Source organism: bacterium (genome assembly GCA_013360215.1).
GTDB lineage: Bacteria > CLD3 > CLD3 > SB21 > SB21 > JABWCP01.
Map to the genome: position 1 here is coordinate 107,936 of JABWCP010000005.1, position 19,076 is coordinate 127,011.

At 46.1% G+C, this 19,076-nt stretch carries 16 protein-coding genes; 10 read left to right on the plus strand and 6 right to left on the minus strand.

Annotated features, from left to right (window positions below):
* Positions 1-15 precede the first annotated feature (15 nt).
* Together mscL and HUU58_05015 are read left to right on the plus strand one after the other, a co-directional pair.
* The gene (mscL, locus tag HUU58_05010; GenBank protein NUN45024.1) at positions 16-411 is read left to right on the plus strand and encodes a large-conductance mechanosensitive channel protein MscL; all 396 of its coding nucleotides are present in this window, start codon (positions 16-18) and stop codon (positions 409-411) included.
* A 70-nt stretch (positions 412-481) separates the two neighbouring features.
* On the plus strand, positions 482-1,093 hold the full coding sequence (locus HUU58_05015) for a hypothetical protein (GenBank protein NUN45025.1): 612 nt from the start codon (positions 482-484) through the stop codon (positions 1,091-1,093).
* 2 nt (positions 1,094-1,095) lie between these two features.
* On the opposite strand, the gene HUU58_05020 is transcribed toward HUU58_05015, so the two are convergent.
* Positions 1,096-1,524, minus strand: coding sequence for a hypothetical protein (locus tag HUU58_05020; protein NUN45026.1), 429 nt, complete (start codon positions 1,522-1,524; stop codon positions 1,096-1,098).
* Between the two features lie 156 nt (positions 1,525-1,680).
* Here HUU58_05020 and HUU58_05025 point away from each other — a divergent pair, with 156 nt between their 5' ends.
* From HUU58_05025 to HUU58_05035, 3 genes are read left to right on the plus strand one after another with little or no spacing between them, the layout of a single operon-like run.
* Entirely contained in the window at positions 1,681-2,151 is a 471-nt protein-coding gene (locus HUU58_05025; GenBank protein NUN45027.1) for a PaaI family thioesterase, read from the plus strand.
* A 2-nt stretch (positions 2,152-2,153) separates the two neighbouring features.
* Entirely contained in the window at positions 2,154-3,164 is a 1,011-nt protein-coding gene (locus tag HUU58_05030) for a prenyltransferase (protein NUN45028.1), read from the plus strand.
* The gene (locus HUU58_05035; GenBank protein ID NUN45029.1) at positions 3,154-4,251 is read left to right on the plus strand and encodes a VWA domain-containing protein; all 1,098 of its coding nucleotides are present in this window, start codon (positions 3,154-3,156) and stop codon (positions 4,249-4,251) included. Before HUU58_05030 ends, HUU58_05035 begins: the two co-directional genes overlap by 11 nt.
* Positions 4,252-4,285: 34 nt before the next feature.
* Here HUU58_05035 and HUU58_05040 read toward each other — a convergent pair whose 3' ends face one another.
* Positions 4,286-5,842 carry a DUF4384 domain-containing protein gene (locus HUU58_05040; GenBank protein NUN45030.1) on the minus strand — a complete coding sequence of 519 codons (1,557 nt, stop codon included), beginning with the start codon at positions 5,840-5,842 and terminating at the stop codon, positions 4,286-4,288.
* A 158-nt stretch (positions 5,843-6,000) separates the two neighbouring features.
* Here HUU58_05040 and HUU58_05045 point away from each other — a divergent pair, with 158 nt between their 5' ends.
* From HUU58_05045 to HUU58_05065, 5 genes are read left to right on the plus strand one after another with little or no spacing between them, the layout of a single operon-like run.
* On the plus strand, positions 6,001-7,326 hold the full coding sequence (locus HUU58_05045; GenBank protein ID NUN45031.1) for a TolC family protein: 1,326 nt from the start codon (positions 6,001-6,003) through the stop codon (positions 7,324-7,326).
* A 17-nt stretch (positions 7,327-7,343) separates the two neighbouring features.
* Positions 7,344-8,426 (plus strand): efflux RND transporter periplasmic adaptor subunit, encoded by a 1,083-nt coding sequence (locus tag HUU58_05050; GenBank protein ID NUN45032.1) that lies wholly within the window; start codon positions 7,344-7,346, stop codon positions 8,424-8,426.
* Positions 8,423-11,671 carry an efflux RND transporter permease subunit gene (locus HUU58_05055; protein ID NUN45033.1) on the plus strand — a complete coding sequence of 1,083 codons (3,249 nt, stop codon included), beginning with the start codon at positions 8,423-8,425 and terminating at the stop codon, positions 11,669-11,671. Before HUU58_05050 ends, HUU58_05055 begins: the two co-directional genes overlap by 4 nt.
* Position 11,672: 1 nt before the next feature.
* Entirely contained in the window at positions 11,673-11,978 is a 306-nt protein-coding gene (locus HUU58_05060) for a hypothetical protein (protein ID NUN45034.1), read from the plus strand.
* A 9-nt stretch (positions 11,979-11,987) separates the two neighbouring features.
* Positions 11,988-12,170 carry a DUF2892 domain-containing protein gene (locus HUU58_05065; protein NUN45035.1) on the plus strand — a complete coding sequence of 61 codons (183 nt, stop codon included), beginning with the start codon at positions 11,988-11,990 and terminating at the stop codon, positions 12,168-12,170.
* 75 nt (positions 12,171-12,245) lie between these two features.
* Here the strand turns inward: HUU58_05065 and HUU58_05070 are convergent, their stop codons facing one another.
* The 4 genes from HUU58_05070 to HUU58_05085 form a co-directional block, all read right to left on the minus strand.
* The gene (locus tag HUU58_05070; GenBank protein NUN45036.1) at positions 12,246-15,365 is read right to left on the minus strand and encodes an efflux RND transporter permease subunit; all 3,120 of its coding nucleotides are present in this window, start codon (positions 15,363-15,365) and stop codon (positions 12,246-12,248) included.
* An 82-nt stretch (positions 15,366-15,447) separates the two neighbouring features.
* Positions 15,448-16,518, minus strand: coding sequence for an efflux RND transporter periplasmic adaptor subunit (locus HUU58_05075; GenBank protein NUN45037.1), 1,071 nt, complete (start codon positions 16,516-16,518; stop codon positions 15,448-15,450).
* Entirely contained in the window at positions 16,508-16,882 is a 375-nt protein-coding gene (locus tag HUU58_05080; protein NUN45038.1) for a carboxymuconolactone decarboxylase family protein, read from the minus strand. The genes HUU58_05075 and HUU58_05080 overlap by 11 nt, the downstream gene beginning before the upstream one ends.
* A 115-nt stretch (positions 16,883-16,997) precedes the next feature.
* Positions 16,998-19,073 carry a TonB-dependent receptor gene (locus HUU58_05085; protein ID NUN45039.1) on the minus strand — a complete coding sequence of 692 codons (2,076 nt, stop codon included), beginning with the start codon at positions 19,071-19,073 and terminating at the stop codon, positions 16,998-17,000.
* Positions 19,074-19,076 lie beyond the last annotated feature (3 nt).

Sequence of the window (19,076 nt, forward strand, 5' to 3'; positions counted from 1 at the left end):
GAATATCGTATGGGTATGATGCAGGAATTTAAGCAATTTGCTTCGCGCGGCAATGTTGTCGATCTTGCCGTAGGTATCATCATCGGCGGTGCTTTCGGAAAAATCGTTTCATCGGCCGTGAGCGATCTGCTAATGCCTCCGCTCGGATGGATGATCGGCGGGCTCAGTTTTACGGATTTGAAATTTACGTTCAAAACGGAGTTGCTTGATGTAAAACCGGTTACCATCAATTACGGAAATTTTTTGCAAACGTGTGTGGATTTTTTGATCGTGGCTTTTGCCGTGTTTCTTCTGATCAAAGCGATGAACCGCTTTCATCAGAAACAGGAAACAGCACCGGCTGCACCTCCGGCACCAAGCAAACAAGAATTGCTGCTCGAAGAAATCAGAGACTTACTCAAAAAGAAATAAAAAACTTGGACTCATTGTATGGGAGCGGATTCGTGCCGCTCCTCATATTTTAAAACGCTTTCGCAAAACTATGGAAATCCGAGAACTAACCGTTGACGATATCGCACAAGCGGCGCGTATCTCTGTCGAGTCGTTTGACGACTACAATATCGTTATGAGCAAAATGGGAGAAATTTATCTTCGGACTGTTTTTTTTCCCGCTATAGTTCAACGCCAAGATACGGGTGCGATGGGCGCATTCCAAGACGGGAAAATGCTCGGCTATTACTGTTATATGCTCGATTTCCATCGTTTTCATGCCGATCTGCAAAATAAGAACTTTTTTCGAAACGTCCGTTTTACGCTTTCAGCTATGATGCGCGGACGGTTGAGCATAAAAGATCTCTATAACGTATTTCGTGCCGGAGCATGGATTCGGCGTGAAACAGCCCATATACCCGTGCAAGTCGGGCCGGTTGCGGTAGCGCGGGACATCAAAGGCACTCCGACCGGAGGTATGGTGACTTTTACGGTTGTGCGCGCCGTATTAAAAAAGTTGCAACAACAAGGGATCAAAGCGTGTTGGAGTACCGTGGATTTACGCAATCCTTCCCAGCATGTATCTACCGCCGTCGGATTTCACGAAAAATCACGTATCAAGTTATGGGGTATCGAAGAAGCGCTGCACGTAAAGGAATTTTAATTTCAATGCGATTGTAGCCAATACATCGCACTGATGCTTTTTTCAAACATACCGTATTCTACGATATCTTGTTTTTCTAAATATGAAGCAATGGCCAAATGCAACAAATGCTGTTCATTAACAATGACGGCAAACGATTTCACACCGCATTGAGCCATCGCCGGAAGCCAAAACTGAAAGCTCCATTTCAGATCTTCTTTATTAATATTTTCAATACTGTTCAGATTCCAAATACACCGGGACAAGCTTTCCTTACGTACAAGAAACAATACCTGACGTAAAATCTGTTTATACGTTTCACCGGTTACAAGGTTTTTCCATTCTAACATGGCGGCATTAGCCTCTTCGTCTCTGTGAATAAGCGCCCAAGGCGAATTGATGAATAATGCCGACGGCCCGGCGGATGAATTTAATCGCAGTTGGTTTGTCATTGTATTAATATGGATCAAACCTCTCGGCGAAACAACCTACATCATTGTGTGGGTACACATAAATACGTTTTATGAATCTGTAGGTGAAAATTTGATTTCTAAACCAAATTACCATAGTTTTTTATGTTATTCTTATGTGCGCTGTAAACACACAACATGAAAAACCACAAAGACAAATATATCCATCACACACCGGTAACCGATGCGCTTTTCGCATTACTGACCGCTCGTTTAGCAAACCACCCGGCTAACAGTTTGCTTGGATTTTCTTTGGAAGAACTACGCGAGTTGTATGCCTGCCTGCGGCTTACGCACCGTGAGGCTATCACCAATGGCCCGCGAAGTCATGGTACGATCCACGGCGGCATCGTCGCTGCATTGGCCGATACGGCGGCGGCTTTTGCATTGTCCACCGCATTTGAGGGAAAGATGAGTTTTGCTACGGTGGACTTGCATATTACCTACCTTTCACGCGCTAAAAGTACTATCTTTGCCCATGCCGTCGTTATCCGTCGCGGCGCGCGAATCAATGTTTGTGAAGTTAAAATAACAGACGAATCCGATGCACTTGTCGCCACGGCGACGGTCAATTTTATACTGACTAAACCTCCGGAAACCAAATCATAACCATGCAAAACAACGATATAAATTCTTTTTTCCCTCCGTTTAAAGCCTGGTTTATGGTGTATCGAATTCTGGCGGTATTGGTATGGGCCGTATTGACCATTGTACTGAGTGCCTCGCTGGCGCTATATCAGACAGGAACGATTGATTGGGTCAATTTTTTACTTACAGCCGCTATCGCTTCTGTTGTCCAAGGATTCCCGGCACATATTGTCAACGAAATCACCGATTGGAAAAGCGGCGCCGACCAATATCGCAAACTCGGTGAAAAATCCGGCGGCGGAAAAGTAATAAAAGCCGGCTTGGCCACTATTACCCAATTATGGCATATTTTTGATGTGACCACGATTGTTGCACTTGGTTTGATGTTCGGACTGTCGCAACGCACTTCACCTGAAATTTTTTGGTTTTTCGGAATCGGATATTTCGTGTGTTTATTTTACACATTACCTCCGTTACAGTTTGCTTACAGACCTTTTGCCGGAGAATGGTTCGGCGGTTTTACAGGAATTTTTCTCAATATGACCGGCGCCTATTTCGTTCAGACCGGCCAATTGGATAGCGCTATTATTCTAATGGCCGTAATAACCGGATTGATTTATATCGCGATTATGATGGTTTTCCATTATCTCGACTACGAAAGCGATCGTCATGCGACGCCTGTAAAATGTACAACCATAGTCTTTCTCGGCTTAAAACAAAGCAAGTTCTATGTGCTTGGATTATTGACGCTGTCTTTCTTGTTATCTTCTGCTGCCGGTTGGATAATTCATCCGTTGTTTTATTTATTTAGCCTGCTTTCACTCGTTCATTTCGGCATTCATTATGTTTGTAATCCGTTCGAAGAAGCATCCATTCTAAAAACCGGAAAACGCCTAACCTACCTTATGATCGCTTTCACGGTCAGTATTTCGGTTGTTGTGCATCTGTATTTCATCGGTCTGATTCTTTTTACGGTTTTGTGTTTTGTACTGCATAAAAAATTTGGAAAATTAGGTCCCTCTCATGCGGTTTGAATATTCACAATTTATGCCGGGACCGTCGAATCACAAAATGAAGTTCGACGATCTGATGAAAATCTTTAATCAGCTCTTACTGCTAACGGACGGTGACGTAAGCAAAGCTCTGAGCTATATGACGCAGATCGATCGTCAGTATCATATCTTTAACGAAGATATGGATTTTCAGAAATTTTATGATCGTCTTGTCCAGGAAGGGTATATCGAAGAATCCCAAGATGGCAGCGCTCCCGTCCTTTCGCCTAAAGGTGAACGGAAAATCCGACAGGATTCTCTGGACGAGATTTTTTCATCTCTCAAAAAATCGCCCGGCGGCATGCATGAAACGAATCACACGGGCGAAGGCGTTGAACGCTTGAGCGAAACCAAACCTTATCAGTACGGCGATCCCCCGTCCAATATTGATTTTATGGCAACGATGAACAATGCCATGAAACGAAAACGCGGAGAGGACATCGAACTTCGTGAAGATGATTTTGAAGTGTATGAAACCGAACACAAATCTACCTGCGCTACGGTATTGGCCATTGATATCAGTCACAGCATGATTTTATACGGTGAAGACCGCATCACTCCGGCCAAAAAAGTGGCTTTGGCGTTGACGGAACTTATACTCACGCGTTATCCCAAAGACAGTCTAGATGTGATTACGTTTGGCGATGAAGCAGCACAGATTGATCTCGAAGACATTCCCTATATTCATGTCGGCCCTTATCACACCAATACCAAAGAAGCGCTCCAGTTGGCAAGGCAAATCCTGCGAAAGCGACGCAATCAAAACAAGCAGGTTTTTATGATTACCGACGGGAAACCGTCATGTATTCGCGAAGAAGGTAAACTGTATAAAAATTCGTTTGGTTTGGATCGCAAAATCGTCAATCAAACGCTCAACGAAGCGGCACAATGCAAAAAAGATAATATCGTGATTTCGACATTTATGATCGCCGATGATCCTTACCTGACACGCTTTGTAGATACACTCACCAAAACCAACAAAGGCCGTGCGTTTTATGCAGGCCTCAACGAACTCGGGCAATACATATTCGTGGACTACATCAAAAACCGAAAAAAGAATGTTCGATAGTTTAGGATGAAATCGAAAGTGCTGCTAAACTAGATTATTTTGCGATAGTAGTGATGGTCAGTTTTTTTTCGGTTTGTTGAGGACTAGTGGAAGATGCCGGATCTTTCTTTTTGAAGCCGCGTGTACCATATGCCGCTTTTTTGGCATCTTTTTCATCCAGATACGCGATACCATCCACACTGTACGTCTTCACTTCCGGTAGTTTTCCTACGCTGGCAACGACGACCATCATTTCAGCACCAAAAGGTCCCGTACATTCAAATTCACCGGGTATTTCAACGACCTGATTGGCCTTAGCTTCATCTATATAATGATCATCATATAAAAGTGTTCGTGAACCGTCAGCAAAATTATACAAAATGCGTATGTGCGCAGCGCGATTGGTTCGCACGTAGATCTTCATGATTTCACCTTCAGCAAAAAGAAGGTTTTCCGTGCCTTTGTTGGTCCACACATCCAACTGGATATCCGAACTGATCACTTCTTCTTCAGCAAAAGCCTTTTGGTCAGCTAAGGCCTTAAGCATATTTTCCGGTTTGATCGAAAGACCGGTTTTCTGAATATGCGCAATATCCAGCGTTACTTCTACGGCGGCCATGATGCGCCCGTTTTGAACATCGCGCAAACGACCAATTAGTTTGATGCGATCGCCTTGCTCCCAATAATTGCCCTCAAAAATACATCCCGCGCCGGATGCAATGACAAGATCACGGGTAATCTGAGATGATTTGGGTTGAAATCCGCGTGCCTGCCGTGCAACTTCCCATACCGCATATTTTTGAAATTGCGTCTCCAGTGCTTGTTGAAAATAACGTGCGAAGGGACTACTCATTTTCGAATCTTGATACGTCATCGGTGACACCAAAAACGATCCGGTCGTGCCGGATATTTGTTTGGATACCTGATAAGCAACGGCTCGTGCCGCATCTTCGACGGATGTAATGCTTTGCGCTAGAAGGCGATCTATGGTTTGGGCTATCTCTGTACGGGACGGGATTGCTTTATCCGGTTGAAAAACTTGGCTTTCGCGATGCACCACTGTCAATACGATCTCCGTTTCACGCAATGCTTCATACATCGGGAATAAACTCAAATAAAGTGCGGCAGCATCTTCTATTTTTTTTGATTCTTCTGCGGCCTTGGCTTGTGTAATGATCGCAGCGATATTCGAAATTAACGCCTCACGTTTTTTGTTGTACGTGGCGCTAAGTTCGGTTCGTTTGGCATACGCCAACACATGAACCAGTTTTTTATCTTTATATGTTTCTATCGAAATGCCCAACAATTGTAATCCGGTAGAAGACTGGGTAACCGAACTGAAATATTCCGCCGAATTTTTCCCTTGCTCTTCAAGCCTCGAAATTACCGTACTGCGCAGATCGGTTACGATCGAACCGGATAAGGCCGCTCGTGCATTATCTTCCGCAATTTTTTGTGCGTCCGGGTTTTGGGCAGAAGCGGAGCCGTATCCTACTATATAAGCAGATGCAGGAAATGCGGCTGATTTTCCGGGTTGAATAACCCAATCCGGCGCATCCCCGGCCAAAACAGCTTTTGTTAACAAAACCAGTGCGATCAACAAATAATACATGAGCGTACCTTTAAGGATGTTTTATAAATGTATTTCTGTAATCGGCTAATGTAAATAGTGAATTAACGATCTAAAAAACGGCGGAATAAAATACTTGACTTGGAGTTAAAAGTTTATTATATTACTATATGGTTATATAGTTAAGTTTAAGGAGTAGTATGAAAAGTTTATGTTTTGGAGTTTTTCTTTTGTTTGTGCTGGTCGGACAAGTCAAGGCCGGGCAGGACGGCACCCGATACACTCTCGACTCCGTATTACAAACCGCTTCGCGCCAAAATTATGATTTAGCTTCTGTACAAGCGGAAATGGATGCGATGAGAGCCGATTACCGAAAATCGTTGTCTCTTTTTCTTCCTCAATTATCGGTTTCGGAAATTTATACCCGCACCAATGATCCGTTAAATGTTTTCGGTTTAAAACTTAAACAAGAAATTGTAACTCAGGCGGATTTCAATCCGGTCACACTCAATCAACCTAAAGCTGTAGATAATTATACCACCAAACTGGAATGGCGGCAACCACTGCTGAATATGGACGGTTTTTTCGGTTTTCGTGCGGCATCCTCCGGCGTCAAAGCGATGGAAGAAAAAAGCAAACGCACATCTTACTATATCACCTATCAAGCCAAAATAGCTTATTACCAACTTTTAGTCGCTTTGCAAAGCCGTGAAGTTATTCGCAAAGCGCTTACTGCCGCCCAGACCGGTAGCGAGCAGGCGCGCAATTTTTATGATCAAGGACTGATCCGTCGCTCCGATGTACTTTTTGCCGAGCTCCGTTTAAAAGAACTGGAAGCTAAACAACTTGAAACAGAAAACATGATAGATAATGCGAATAATCAGCTCAAACTTCTGATGGGTTTGTCAGGCGATGAAGTGATTATTCCTACCGACACACTGGGCGGGCCATTAGCCTTAGAAATGACAACGCCACACGATATGACAAACCGTAGCGATATACGAGCCATGCGTTATCAGATGAGCGCACAGCGTGCCATGCAAAGTATGGCCTGGAGTAAATTTCTTCCCAGTATCAATGGATTTGCCACTTACGAATACAATGACGCATCCCTGTTCGGCCGGCAAGCTAAAAACTGGATGGTCGGCGCAATGCTGCGCTGGGATATTTTCTCCGGTTTCGACCAAATTTCCGCTATTCAGAAATCAAACGCGCAATACCGTCAAACCGAAACCGGTTATAAAAAAGCGCTGACGCAAAGTCAATATGACCTTAACGCGGCACTTCGTCAGTGGAAAGTTTCAACCCGCCAAGTCGTTATCGCTGAACAGGCCGTGCAGCAATCCGAAGAAAATTATCGTGTTCTTTCCGACCGCTATCATCAGGGTTTAGATCGTACAACGGATTTGCTGATGGCCGAAGCGGCTTTATCGCAAGCACGCCTCCAATTGATACATGCCCGGTTTGCCTGGCATGCTGCGATGTTTACGGTCGAATTACTCACCGAACAATCCATAAAAAATTAATATACACGAGGAAAAAAATGCAGAAATGTTTTATCGGGTTAAGTTTGTCCGTCATGATGATCGTTATGGTCGCATGCGGTTCTCCGGAGAAAAGTCAACCCAATCAGACCGCAACACCGGTGCGTACAATCACGATCCGCCAAAAACCGGTTAACGAAAAAACCACCTTGGCCGGTACATTGCAAGGCGATAAACGCATTACGCTTAGCACCAAAATCATGGGACAAGTCCTGGCAATACATGCCCACATCGGAGATCGCGTCGCTAAAGGCCAACTGCTGATCAAAATCAAAAGCGATGACTTAAGCGCCAAACGCGCGCAAATCGCCGCCAATAAAATCGAAGCGGAAGCCGCTTTAAAAAATATGGAATCCAATTACCACCGCATTAAAGAATTATACGCCCGCAAAAGCGCTACACAAAAGGAAATGGACGACACGGAAATGGCGTACGCGATGACACAGGCCAAACTTAAAGCCGTCGAAGAAATGGAAAAAGAAATCAACGACGTGTTTGGGTATTCGGATATTACAGCGCCCATTGACGGTTACGTCGTCCAAAAACTCACTGAAGTGGGCAATACCGCTGCACCGGGTATGCCTCTGATGGTTATTGAGGATCTTTCATCCTTCAAAGTCATTATCCCGATCCCGGAAAGCGACGCCGCTTCGATTCGTATCCAGGATGCCGTCGAAGCCGAGTTTTCTTCAGATCCGAAGCATCGGTTAAATGGCTATGTCAGCGCCCTCAGTCCTTCTGCAGTTCCCGGCTCACGCCAATATGACGCGGAAGTGCGGCTTCATGGAATAACGGAAAACCTGAAGAAAACATTGCGCTCCGGCATGTTCGTGCGCATCTATGCGGGCACCGGTCAAAAAAATATGATCACTGTTCCGGATTCAGTGATACATCGGCGCGGCCAATTGGAAGGTGTTTTCGTAGTCAGCGCAGCCAACCAGGCTTTGTTACGATGGATTCGTCCGGGTAAAAGCTATGGCAATGAAGTTGAAGTATTGAGCGGACTTGATTTCGGTGATCGTGTTATATACGAATCAACGGAACGTCTGAGCGACGGTGATCGTGTGGAGGTTCGCCCATGAAAACCGGATTTTCTGGACGCATCGCACAAGCGTTTATCAATTCTAAACTGACGCCGTTGCTCATCGCAGGGTTTTTAGCAATCGGTCTTTTTGCCACCTATCTCACACCGAGCGAAGAAGAACCGCAAATCGTCGTGCCGATGGCGGATGTTTTTGTGCAGTATCCGGGCGCTGAACCTAAGGAGATAGAAACCAAAGTCATCCAGCCGCTGGAAAAAATAATTTCCAATATCCGCGGCGTCGAATACGTGTACTCGACGTCCATGCAGGACCAAGGCATGCTCATCGTACGTTTTGTCGTCGGTGAGGATGCCGAGCGCGCAATCATTCGGCTCTACGACGAAGTTTTCAAAAACATGGATAAGATGCCGGTCGGTGTCAGGCCTCCGTTCATCAAATCCAAATCGGTTGACGACGTACCGATTTTTGCAATGACTCTATGGAGCGCCCGGTACGATGCGCTTGATTTACGACGTTTTGCTGCAGAACTCAGTTCTGAATACAAAAAAATCAACGACGTGTCCGAAGTGAAAATTATCGGCGGACGCTCACGGCAAGTGCGGGTCATATTGGACAAAGAAAAAATGGCGGCGTATCGCCTTGATCCACTCACGATTATCCCTTTTTTCCAATCCGCCCACCAACAAGGCCCGGCAGGAAAATTTAATCAAGGCAACACGGAATATTTAGTACAAACGGGAAAATTTCTAGAAACCGCAGATGACGTACGCCAATTGGTCGTCGGCATGCACCTGGGCAAACCTGTCTATCTCAAAAATATCGCTCAGATCGAAGACGGCCCTGATGAAATCAAAGATTATGTGACGTTCGGTTACGGGGCCGCTCACGCCGGTGAACATAAAGCGTTGGAATATCCGGCGGTCACGTTGTCGGTATCCAAACGTAAAGGCTCCGATGCGATGGGCCTCGGCGAACGCCTGATGGAAAAATCGGAAGCGTTGAAGGGTAAACTAATTCCCTCCGACGTAACCATGACCGTCACGCGCAATTACGGCGAAACGGCGTCAGAAAAAGTACACGAACTGCTCAAACATCTTTCTGCGGCTATTTTGGCCGTGACGGTACTTGTTGCGTTGACCATGGGGTGGCGCAGCGGATTGGTCATTTTTATGACCGTACCGGTGACCTTTGCTATGACACTTTTTGTGTACTACATGTTTGGCTATACGCTCAATCGTATTACACTTTTTGCGTTGGTGTTCGTGACAGGATTGGTTGTGGACGACGCCATCATCGTAGTTGAAAACATGCATCGCCACTTCAAAATGCGGAAATTGCCGTTTTTACAGGCGGCTATTGCGTCGATAGACGAGGTCGGCAATCCCACCATTTTAGCAACGTTTACGGTGATCGCTTCCGTACTGCCGATGGCTTTTGTGTCGGGATTGATGGGCCCGTATATGAGCCCTATGCCGATCGGCGCCTCGCTGGCGATGCTGTTTTCACTGTTCGTCGCGCTGATCATCACGCCGTACCTCGCCTACCGTCTTTTGCGCGGCGATACGCACGGGCATTCGGAAAAAGAATATCGCCTTGAAGCGACGGGAATTTATAAACTATACACCCGCATTTTTGTTCCGTTACTCGAAAACGCAAAAAAACGTTGGTGGTTCATCGGAAGTGTCGTCGTGCTATTGCTGGCTTCCATGTCTCTGATGTACTTCAAATTGGTAACCGTAAAAATGTTACCCTTTGATAATAAAAATGAATTACAAGTTGTAATTGACATGCCGGAAGGCGCCACGCTAGAAAAAACGGCTGCGTTGAGCAAAGAGATTGCCGCCTATCTGCGTAACGTGCCGGAAGTAACCCATTATCAGATGTACACCGGTACTTCCGCGCCGATCAATTTCAACGGGCTTGTACGCCATTATGATCTGAGACAAGGCTCCAATGTCGCCGATATTCAAGTCAACTTTCTTCCCAAAGGCAAACGGAGCGAACAAAGCCATGACATTGCCAAACGTATTCGACCGGCTATCGTAAAGATCGGCGCTTCCTATGGCGCACGCATCAAAATTGCAGAGGTTCCGCCCGGCCCGCCGGTATTGTCCACGCTGGTCGCTGAAGTATATGGGCCGGATTATACTAAACAAATTGAGGTGGCCCATCAGGTGCGTACGGCGTTTGAAACGTCGCCCGGCGTAGTGGATGTGGATTGGCTTGTCGAAGACGATCAAACCGAATACCGATTTGAAATTGACAAAGAAAAAGCAGCACAAAGCGGTGTCAGCCCGCAGCAGATTTATCACGTTTTAGGAATTGCATTAAACGGCAAACAAATTGGCGCACTGTATCAGGCCAAAGAACTGGAAACCGTAGGCATTCAACTCCAACTCGCCGAATCTCAGCGTTCGTCCGTAGATGACCTCAAAAACATCCATGTCATCGCGATGACAGGCACTCCTGTAGCGGTATCGGACTTGGTCAGAATCTATCCTCAAACGCGTGAAAAAAGTATCTACCGTAAAAATCAGCAACGCGTGGTTTATGTAACGGGCGATGTAGCGGGTGAAGTGGAAAGCCCTGTATATGCGATTTTAAACATCGACGAAGCGATGAAAAAAATCCGGTTACCTGAAGGGTACACTCTGCAAACGCTATACGCCAAACAACCTTTCCTTGAAGAAAATTTTTCGATGAAGTGGGACGGCGAATGGCAGATCACTTACGAAGTGTTCCGTGATCTGGGTGCCGCCTTCGCCGCCGTGATCGTGATTATCTACTTTTTGATCATCGGTTGGTTTCAGTCCTTCAAAGTACCTTTTGTAATGATGGTTGCGATTCCGTTGTCATTGGTAGGTATTCTGGTCGGCCACTGGATGATGGGTGCCTTTTTTACAGCCACTTCGATGATCGGTATGATCGCATTGGCCGGCGTGATGGTTCGCAATTCCGTATTACTGATTGATTTCATCGAATTGCGCTTGCAGGACGGTGTGCCGCTGAAAACAGCCATTATCGAATCCGGCGCCGTCCGTACTACGCCGATTCTTCTGACCTCAGGCGCGGTTGTCATCGGCGCATTTGTGATTTTATTTGATCCGATTTTCCAAGGGTTAGCTATTTCGCTTATCGGTGGTGCGATCGCTTCGACAGCCCTCACGCTGATCATGGTGCCGCTTTTTTATTATATGACCGAAAAAGCGCAGTACGAATCCGAGACTGTGCCGCAAGCGAGTGTGCCTCTTGAAACAACGGAAAACAAATCGAAGGAGAATTGATATGAAACTGATCGCAGTCATGACGATCGAGCAGTACGCGCAGGATCTGCGTAAACTTTTTCGCGAACATCACGTCACCATTTTTTCAGAGTCGGAAATTCGCGGCTACCGGAGTGATGCTACCGAGCGCGATCCTTCCAATTGGTTTGCACACACAGCTTCGCCGATTTATTCGCATCTGGTTTTTGCTTTTGTCGACGAATCAAAGGCTGCTGAACTGATGCAAGCCATCCGCAATCATGGACAAACGATGGATCACGATCATCCGATGCGCGCCTTTCAAATGCATGTCGAACAATTTGCATAAGGAGATACTATGTTAGAAAAAACCATTCGTGTTATCGCCGGTACTTTCGTACTGATCAGTCTGGCCTTAGGTTATTGGGTTCATCCCAACTGGCTGTTCTTTACGGCGTTCGTAGGTATCAATCTCATCCAATCATCATTTACCGGATGGTGTTTGATGGAAACGATTTTGAAAAAAACGGTATTCCGTTGATGATGTAGAAATAAAAAAACCCGGGAGATTTAATGCCCCGGGTTTTGTTTTTATCTATTACACCTAAACACTTTTCTATACATGCTCCTTTGATAACGATTCTGTTTGTTGCAATGGAGCGATATTTGTTTCCTGACCGGGCTTGTGCTCATGCTTCATATAAGAATAAATCGCAGGAATCACATACAGAGTCAGAATCAGCGAAAAAATCACACCGCCTATAATCACAATACCCATGGCAATTCGGCTAATCGAACCTGCGCCTAGCGCTAAAGCGATCGGAACGGCACCAAGCACCGTAGCAAGACTGGTCATCAAAATCGGTCTGAAACGCAGCACGGACGCCTCTAAAATCGAATCCATTTTGTTTTTCCCTTTTTCACGAAGCTGATTGGCAAATTCGACGATCAGAATTCCGTTTTTTGTCACGAGACCGATCAGCATGATAATGCCGATCTGACTAAATATATTCAGTGTTTGCTGAAACCACCACAGCGACAAAATCGCGCCGGCAAGCGCCATCGGTACCGTCAGCATGATAATAAAAGGATCCACAAAACTTTCAAATTGTGCGGCCAGCACAAGGTAAATGAGTACCAGTGCCAAAATGAATGCAAATAAAATATTGGAAGAGCTTTCTGAAAAATCCCGCGAAGCCCCCGCCAATGCAGTAGAAAACGAATCATCAAGCACCTTTTTGGCGATGCGATCCATCGCTTCGATGCCGTCACCGATGGTTTTTCCCGGCGCAAGTCCCGCCGATACGGTCGCGGAGGAATAACGATTGTAATGATACAATTGCGGCGGACCGCTTTGCTCGCTGACTTTGACCAGATTGTCCATCTGTATCAGTTCGCCCGTACGGTTGCGTACGTACAATGATTTCAAATCCAGCGGTTCGTCGCGATCCCGGCGATTAACTTGCCCTATGATCTGATATTGTTTCCCGTTCATTACAAAATAACCAAACCGCTGGCCACTCAGCGCCAGGCGAAGCGTCTGCCCTACATCTAACACCGAAACACCAAGACTACGGGCACGATCGCGATCAATCGTGATCTGCAATTCAGGGCGATTAAATTTAAGATTGGCATCAAAACCCTGAAACGTCGGCTCTTTGGCCACTTCTTCCATAAATTTCGGCAATACTTCTTTGAGGCGCTCGAAATTCGGTGCTTGCAGTACATATTGCACCGGCAGACCGCCGCGCGCACCGCCGCCCGACGCTGAGATCGTTTGTTCCTGCACGATAAACGTACGCGCTTCCGAATACTTGCGTGTATAGTTGGTGAGCTTAGCCGCAATCTCCTGTTGTGATCGTTTGCGTTCGTCAGGCTCAATCAACACCAATCGCCCGAACGCTGAATTAACGGCACCCGTACCTGCAAACCCCGGCGCCGTTACGGTCAAAAAGATGCGCTTTTCCGGTACAGAATCATTGACTAACTGCACCATATTGAACATAAAATTATCGGTATAATCAAAGGATGAACCCTCCGGTGCGGTCACCTGAAAACGTATGAAACTGCGATCTTCGAGCGGCGAAAGTTCGGATTGCAATTGTTTTCCCACGACGAAAATCAAAAGCACCGACACGACCAGAACAGCCAACGCTAACCAGCGACGTTTCATAAAAGCATGCAACGAATTACTATACGCCTGTATCATCCCTGCAAAAAAAGGCTCCGTCAACTCATAAAAGCGCGTATGCTTTTGCTGGCGACGAAAGAGGCGCGAACTCAACATCGGTGTGAGCGTCAGCGATACAAATGCAGAAATCAATACGGCACCCGCGATCACAATGCCAAATTCGCGAAAAAGGCGTCCTACAAAACCTTCTAAAAAAATGATCGGCAAAAAAACCGCGGCGAGCGTGATGGACGTAGAAATAACGGCGAAGAAAATTTCGGCTGAACCTTTAAACGCCGCTTCCATCGGCGAAAGGCCTTCTTCGATTTTTTTATAAATATTTTCCGTTACGACGATACCGTCATCCACCACAAGCCCTGTGGCCAATACGACGGCAAGCAGCGTGAGAATATTGATGGAGAAGTCCATCGTATACATAATAAAAAACGCACCGATGAGTGAAACCGGAATATCAATCAAAGGGCGAACCGCTACGATCCAATCGCGGAAAAACAAAAATACGATGAGTACGACAAGCGCAATCGCGATCAATAACGTTTCTTGTACTTCCGCAACGGAACGTTTGACAAAACGCGTATTATCCAGAGCGATATTGAGCGAAAAATCTTTAGGCAGATCTTTTTTGAGTTGCTCAAAACGTTTGTAAAACTCGTCCGCGATTTCTATGTAATTCGAACCCGGCTGGGGAATAATCGCACATCCGACCATCGGCACACCCGATTGGCGCAAAATCGTTTCTTCATTTTCAGGTCCAAGCCGCGCGTAACCAAGATCCTTAAGGCGCACGGTGCGTTCACCCGTCGAAGAAATGATGAGATTATTAAAATCATCTTCGGTGATCAATTTACCGATAGTTCGTACGACGAGTTCGGTAGCATCGCCGGAAATTTTTCCGCTCGGCGCTTCGATGTTTTCCCGATCCAATGCATTGCGTATATCCAAAGGGGTCAATCCGAAAGCTGAAAGTTTGGCCGGGTCCATCCAGATACGCATCGCATAACGTTTTTGCCCCCAGATCTGTACACTGCTCACACCGGGAATCGTCTGAAGTCGCTCGGCAATGACGTTTTCCGCAAAATCACTGAGCTGCAATTGATTTTTGGTCGTGCTTTCTACCGTCATCGAAATGATGGCATCCGAATTGGCGTCGGCTTTGGTTACTACCGGCGGGGCATCAATATCTTGCGGAAGTTGCCGCACGGCTTGCGAAACCTTATCGCGGACATCATTAGCCGCCGTCTCAAGATTCACATCCAGTGTAAATTCGACCGTAATATTGCTGGTGCCTTGATTGCTGGAAGATGTGATCGTACGGATACCCGCTATACCATTGATGGCTTTTTCCAAAGGTTCGGTGATTTGCGTTTCGATGACTTCCGCATTGGCGCCGGTATAGGACGTACGAACATTGATGATCGGCGGATCAATGGAGGGGAATTCGCGAACGCCAAGATAGCTGAAAGCGATCGCGCCAAAAAGCACGATGACGATATTCATCACTATCGCAAGTACCGGGCGACGAATACAAATCGCTGAAAGACTCATAAACAAGCTTTCTCAATAGAATTGATCGCCGATCGCTTCAAAATCTAAATTGATGCGATACGGGCATTTTAGCTGTAAGTAGTTACTGAATCAGATCGCTGATGCGAACCGGGAGACCATTGCGCAATTGCATAAGTCCTGTGATGATGATTGTGTCATTCGGAGCAATACCGCTTGTAATCTGAACATCCACATCGGTACGAATGCCGGTTTCAACTTTTTGAGAAACGGCGGTTCCGGATTTATAGACATACACACGTTGGCTTTTCAGTTCCGGCATGAGCGCTTCCGTCGGTATCATCAGCGCGCCAGGAATATCGCGCAGGATCAAAGTGATATTTGCAAAAGCGCCCGGCAAAACGCGCTGGTCAATCTGAGTCGAAATAGCACGCAGTTGCAGCGTGCGTGTGGCCAACTCGATTTTCGGTTCGACGGCAAATACTTTGCCTTTATATAATTTATCCGAACCTTCAATCCGGTACTCAATATCATCGCCTACACGTACGGCGCCGGAATATTTTTCTGGAATGGAGAAATCCAGTTTGATCGCATCCATATTTTGTAGACTGGCGATACGAGTTGTCGGTGTGATATAGCTGCCTTCGCTGACATATTTCAAACCGATCATACCGTTGAACGGCGCTCGAATCTCCGTTTTGGAAATTTGTGCTTTGATCAATTCAATATCCGCTTTGGCTACATTGAGTTCATTGAGCGCTATGTCATAATCATTTTGACTGGCCAAATTCTTTTCAAAAAGCCCGCGTTGACGCACTTCATTGGATTCGGCCAATTTGCGTTTAGACTCCGCGCGCTCCAGTTGGGCTGTCAGTTCGGCATCGTTGATTTTTATTAAAAGATCATGCTTATTGATAATACTACCTTCACGAAAATAAACCCGCACCACACGCCCGGAAACTTCACTGCGTAATTCGACTTCTTCGTTGGCAATGACGGACCCGGTGGACTGAATTTTATTAGCCAAAGTTTGCGGCTTGATGATTTTAGCTTTGATCATCATCGGCGCATTGCCGCCACCGCCGCGATTTCCTCCGCCCGGTGAAGAAGTCGCCTCCTTCAGAAGACGGCTTACGGTCAGCCAAATCACAATCCCTGCTAATATACCCCAAAACAAGTATTTCTTAATGGCCATGCAAATGCGGCTCCGTGGTTTCGATACGTTCGACTTCATCTAAAAATTCAACCGCCCGGCGGAGATGCGGTATCACGATGGAACCGCCCACCACCAATCCGACGCTGAACACTTCAAACATTTCTTCGCGAGTCACGCCCGCTTCTTTGGATTTATTGATATGGTAAGCGATACAGTCATCGCAGCGCAATACAAGCGACGCGACAAGGCCGAGCATTTCTTTGGTTTTTATATTCAACGCTCCGTCCTGATACGTCAACGTATCAAGCCCGAAAAACCGTTTGATGACCTTGTTATCCTCCGCCAGAATACGTTCATTCATTTTCTGCCGGTATTCGGTAAATTGTTTGTAACGATCCGCCATGTGTTTTACCATCAAATAATGTGTGAATGAATAAAGTTAAAAAACCAAATAGCCGCAAGCATAAACGTAAAACAATTATTAGAAACAAGTAACCGCGCTATCTTCTCTAAAAAATTCAATTGTATAGTTTCCACACCAAACCAAAACGCCATTGCTGCGGCGTTACAGCATAACCATCCATAAGTTCGAAGCGGTTTCTAAAAATATTTTCCGCTTCATAAAAAATCTGCAAGTCGCCAACATACGCCGATACGCGCGCAAAAAAAAGAAACCCTCCCGATCGGTTAGATGTTGTCGGCACAAAATACATCGTCGGTGCATCTTGAAACGTGTACCCTGTCGGCTTATTCCAGTACGACGCCGTTATTGTACCCGTTAGACGCATATTGTTTTGAAACACCATTTTTTCGCCATAACCGGTCAGCGATGCCCGATACCACGGTGTCCCGTTGCGAAACACCTGATCACCCTGGCTGACGGATTGGCGCAGTGTCCACGTCGTAAAAGAAAACGGATGGGACGCTTCAACATCGAATCCCCATGTTCTTCCGCTGGACTTGGTTTTAGGTACTACCCGTTCGGTGTCGGTATGAACGTGAACCGGTGTATAATACGTACCGCCTTTAATAAAGTTGGTATAAATCGTAGCGGACACGGTCAAACCTCGACCCGATGAACGATGGGCCATGGTACCGGAGATCGTGCGAATACGCGTCACCGGAAGTAAACTAAGTGAATCCTTTGGAAAAAAATAACTGCGGGTATATCCGTCAGCAAACGCATCCGAATACAACGATGTCGTATGTATCATTTCGTCATGCAACGATGGAAAAACAACGGTACTTCCGACATCAGCGCGAAGGGTTAATTTCTTTTGTATAGGATACGCCACAGACGCTGTCCACGTCATCCCGCCATCATATACCGAATGATGATCATAGCGCACACCCATCACTGCAGTCCATGATGCCCATCGAAATGTATTTTCCGCAAATAACGAAGTCATCCGAAATGTATCAAAACGTGTGTTAAGCGTATCAAACGATGTTCGATCATACGCTGCGCCGACTACGGGCGACCAAATCCCAATATCGCCCGCATACCGCGTACGGTAGGTTTGATTTTTTACTCCGTAGTAGCGTGGAACTAAACGATACGTAAATCCCGTGGAGCGGCGCACGATATCCGTGTTTTGATATTCAGCCGTCCACATATGCGTTTTATTATTTACAACTAAACGTGCCTGCCAATCATCGCGTTCATCTTTGCGTTCTGCGCCGCGTGTTGAAAAATCAAATTCATCCTTTAGCGGATCACGATCTCGTCCATAGGCATCGTATCGGTCTGTATAGATTTGGCGATGAATCTGCAACGCAATGTTTTCATGCATCAGTACTTTACCGCCGAAAAAAATGTTTTTTCCGGAGTACCGGGTACTGTTAAAATTAGCTAAGGTGCCTCCGCTAAGACCGATAGCGAGCTGCTCACCGGGCGTGCCGCGGCTGGAACCGCCGACATACGTCTGTACGCGCGAGCCAAAATTTCGCCCGAAAAATACACCCACATCGCGAAAATCATCAAACACCGAACGAAACTTGAGTGATGTGAGCGGTTTGTCCGCATCCGCTTGACGCAACACGATATTGATATATCCGGTTGCGGCTTGCGCGCCATATCGCACCGATGCATTACCCCGAAATACCTCGATACGATCAATGGTTTCAAGGCTTACATAATTCAGATTACTCCAACCCCAGTCCGGTTCCGTGAGCGGCATACCGTCGAGCAATATCAATACATGACGATTGGATAATCCCGACCACGCTACCGAGATGGGTTTACCATAACTACCCTGATCGTGTAAATAGGTTCCGGTTATTTGCATCAGCATGTCGGCAAAATCTTCGTGATAATAATGCAGCAGCGAATCATGCGTCAAAATCGTATACCAGAATGAAGATTCCCCACGCTGAATGTTTTCCGTCGTATCTATTTTTTCAAAAAAATGTTGAACCGAACGATAAGGAAACGGTTTGACCATCACCGAATCGGGCCGAATCGTAGTAGTGTCTGTCGAGGATAAATGGAGGCTATCGGAGGTCGTTTGTGCGTTAAGAAGGAAATCGTTATTGATGCAAAATAGAGGCACCGCTACAAAGAGCAGTGCCTTTTTGACTGTCCTATAAAGCATAGT

What these genes read in the sequence shown, in the direction of transcription:
- mscL (NUN45024.1), top strand. Translation starts at nt 16, where the DNA reads ATGATGCAGGAATTTAAGCAATTTGCTTCGCGCGGCAATGTTGTCGAT.
- HUU58_05015 (NUN45025.1), top strand. Translation starts at nt 482, where the DNA reads ATGGAAATCCGAGAACTAACCGTTGACGATATCGCACAAGCGGCGCGT.
- HUU58_05020 (NUN45026.1), bottom strand. Translation starts at nt 1,524, where the DNA reads ATGACAAACCAACTGCGATTAAATTCATCCGCCGGGCCGTCGGCATTA.
- HUU58_05025 (NUN45027.1), top strand. Translation starts at nt 1,681, where the DNA reads ATGAAAAACCACAAAGACAAATATATCCATCACACACCGGTAACCGAT.
- HUU58_05030 (NUN45028.1), top strand. Translation starts at nt 2,154, where the DNA reads ATGCAAAACAACGATATAAATTCTTTTTTCCCTCCGTTTAAAGCCTGG.
- HUU58_05035 (NUN45029.1), top strand. Translation starts at nt 3,154, where the DNA reads ATGCGGTTTGAATATTCACAATTTATGCCGGGACCGTCGAATCACAAA.
- HUU58_05040 (NUN45030.1), bottom strand. Translation starts at nt 5,842, where the DNA reads ATGTATTATTTGTTGATCGCACTGGTTTTGTTAACAAAAGCTGTTTTG.
- HUU58_05045 (NUN45031.1), top strand. Translation starts at nt 6,001, where the DNA reads ATGAAAAGTTTATGTTTTGGAGTTTTTCTTTTGTTTGTGCTGGTCGGA.
- HUU58_05050 (NUN45032.1), top strand. Translation starts at nt 7,344, where the DNA reads ATGCAGAAATGTTTTATCGGGTTAAGTTTGTCCGTCATGATGATCGTT.
- HUU58_05055 (NUN45033.1), top strand. Translation starts at nt 8,423, where the DNA reads ATGAAAACCGGATTTTCTGGACGCATCGCACAAGCGTTTATCAATTCT.
- HUU58_05060 (NUN45034.1), top strand. Translation starts at nt 11,673, where the DNA reads ATGAAACTGATCGCAGTCATGACGATCGAGCAGTACGCGCAGGATCTG.
- HUU58_05065 (NUN45035.1), top strand. Translation starts at nt 11,988, where the DNA reads ATGTTAGAAAAAACCATTCGTGTTATCGCCGGTACTTTCGTACTGATC.
- HUU58_05070 (NUN45036.1), bottom strand. Translation starts at nt 15,365, where the DNA reads ATGAGTCTTTCAGCGATTTGTATTCGTCGCCCGGTACTTGCGATAGTG.
- HUU58_05075 (NUN45037.1), bottom strand. Translation starts at nt 16,518, where the DNA reads ATGGCCATTAAGAAATACTTGTTTTGGGGTATATTAGCAGGGATTGTG.
- HUU58_05080 (NUN45038.1), bottom strand. Translation starts at nt 16,882, where the DNA reads ATGGCGGATCGTTACAAACAATTTACCGAATACCGGCAGAAAATGAAT.
- HUU58_05085 (NUN45039.1), bottom strand. Translation starts at nt 19,073, where the DNA reads ATGCTTTATAGGACAGTCAAAAAGGCACTGCTCTTTGTAGCGGTGCCT.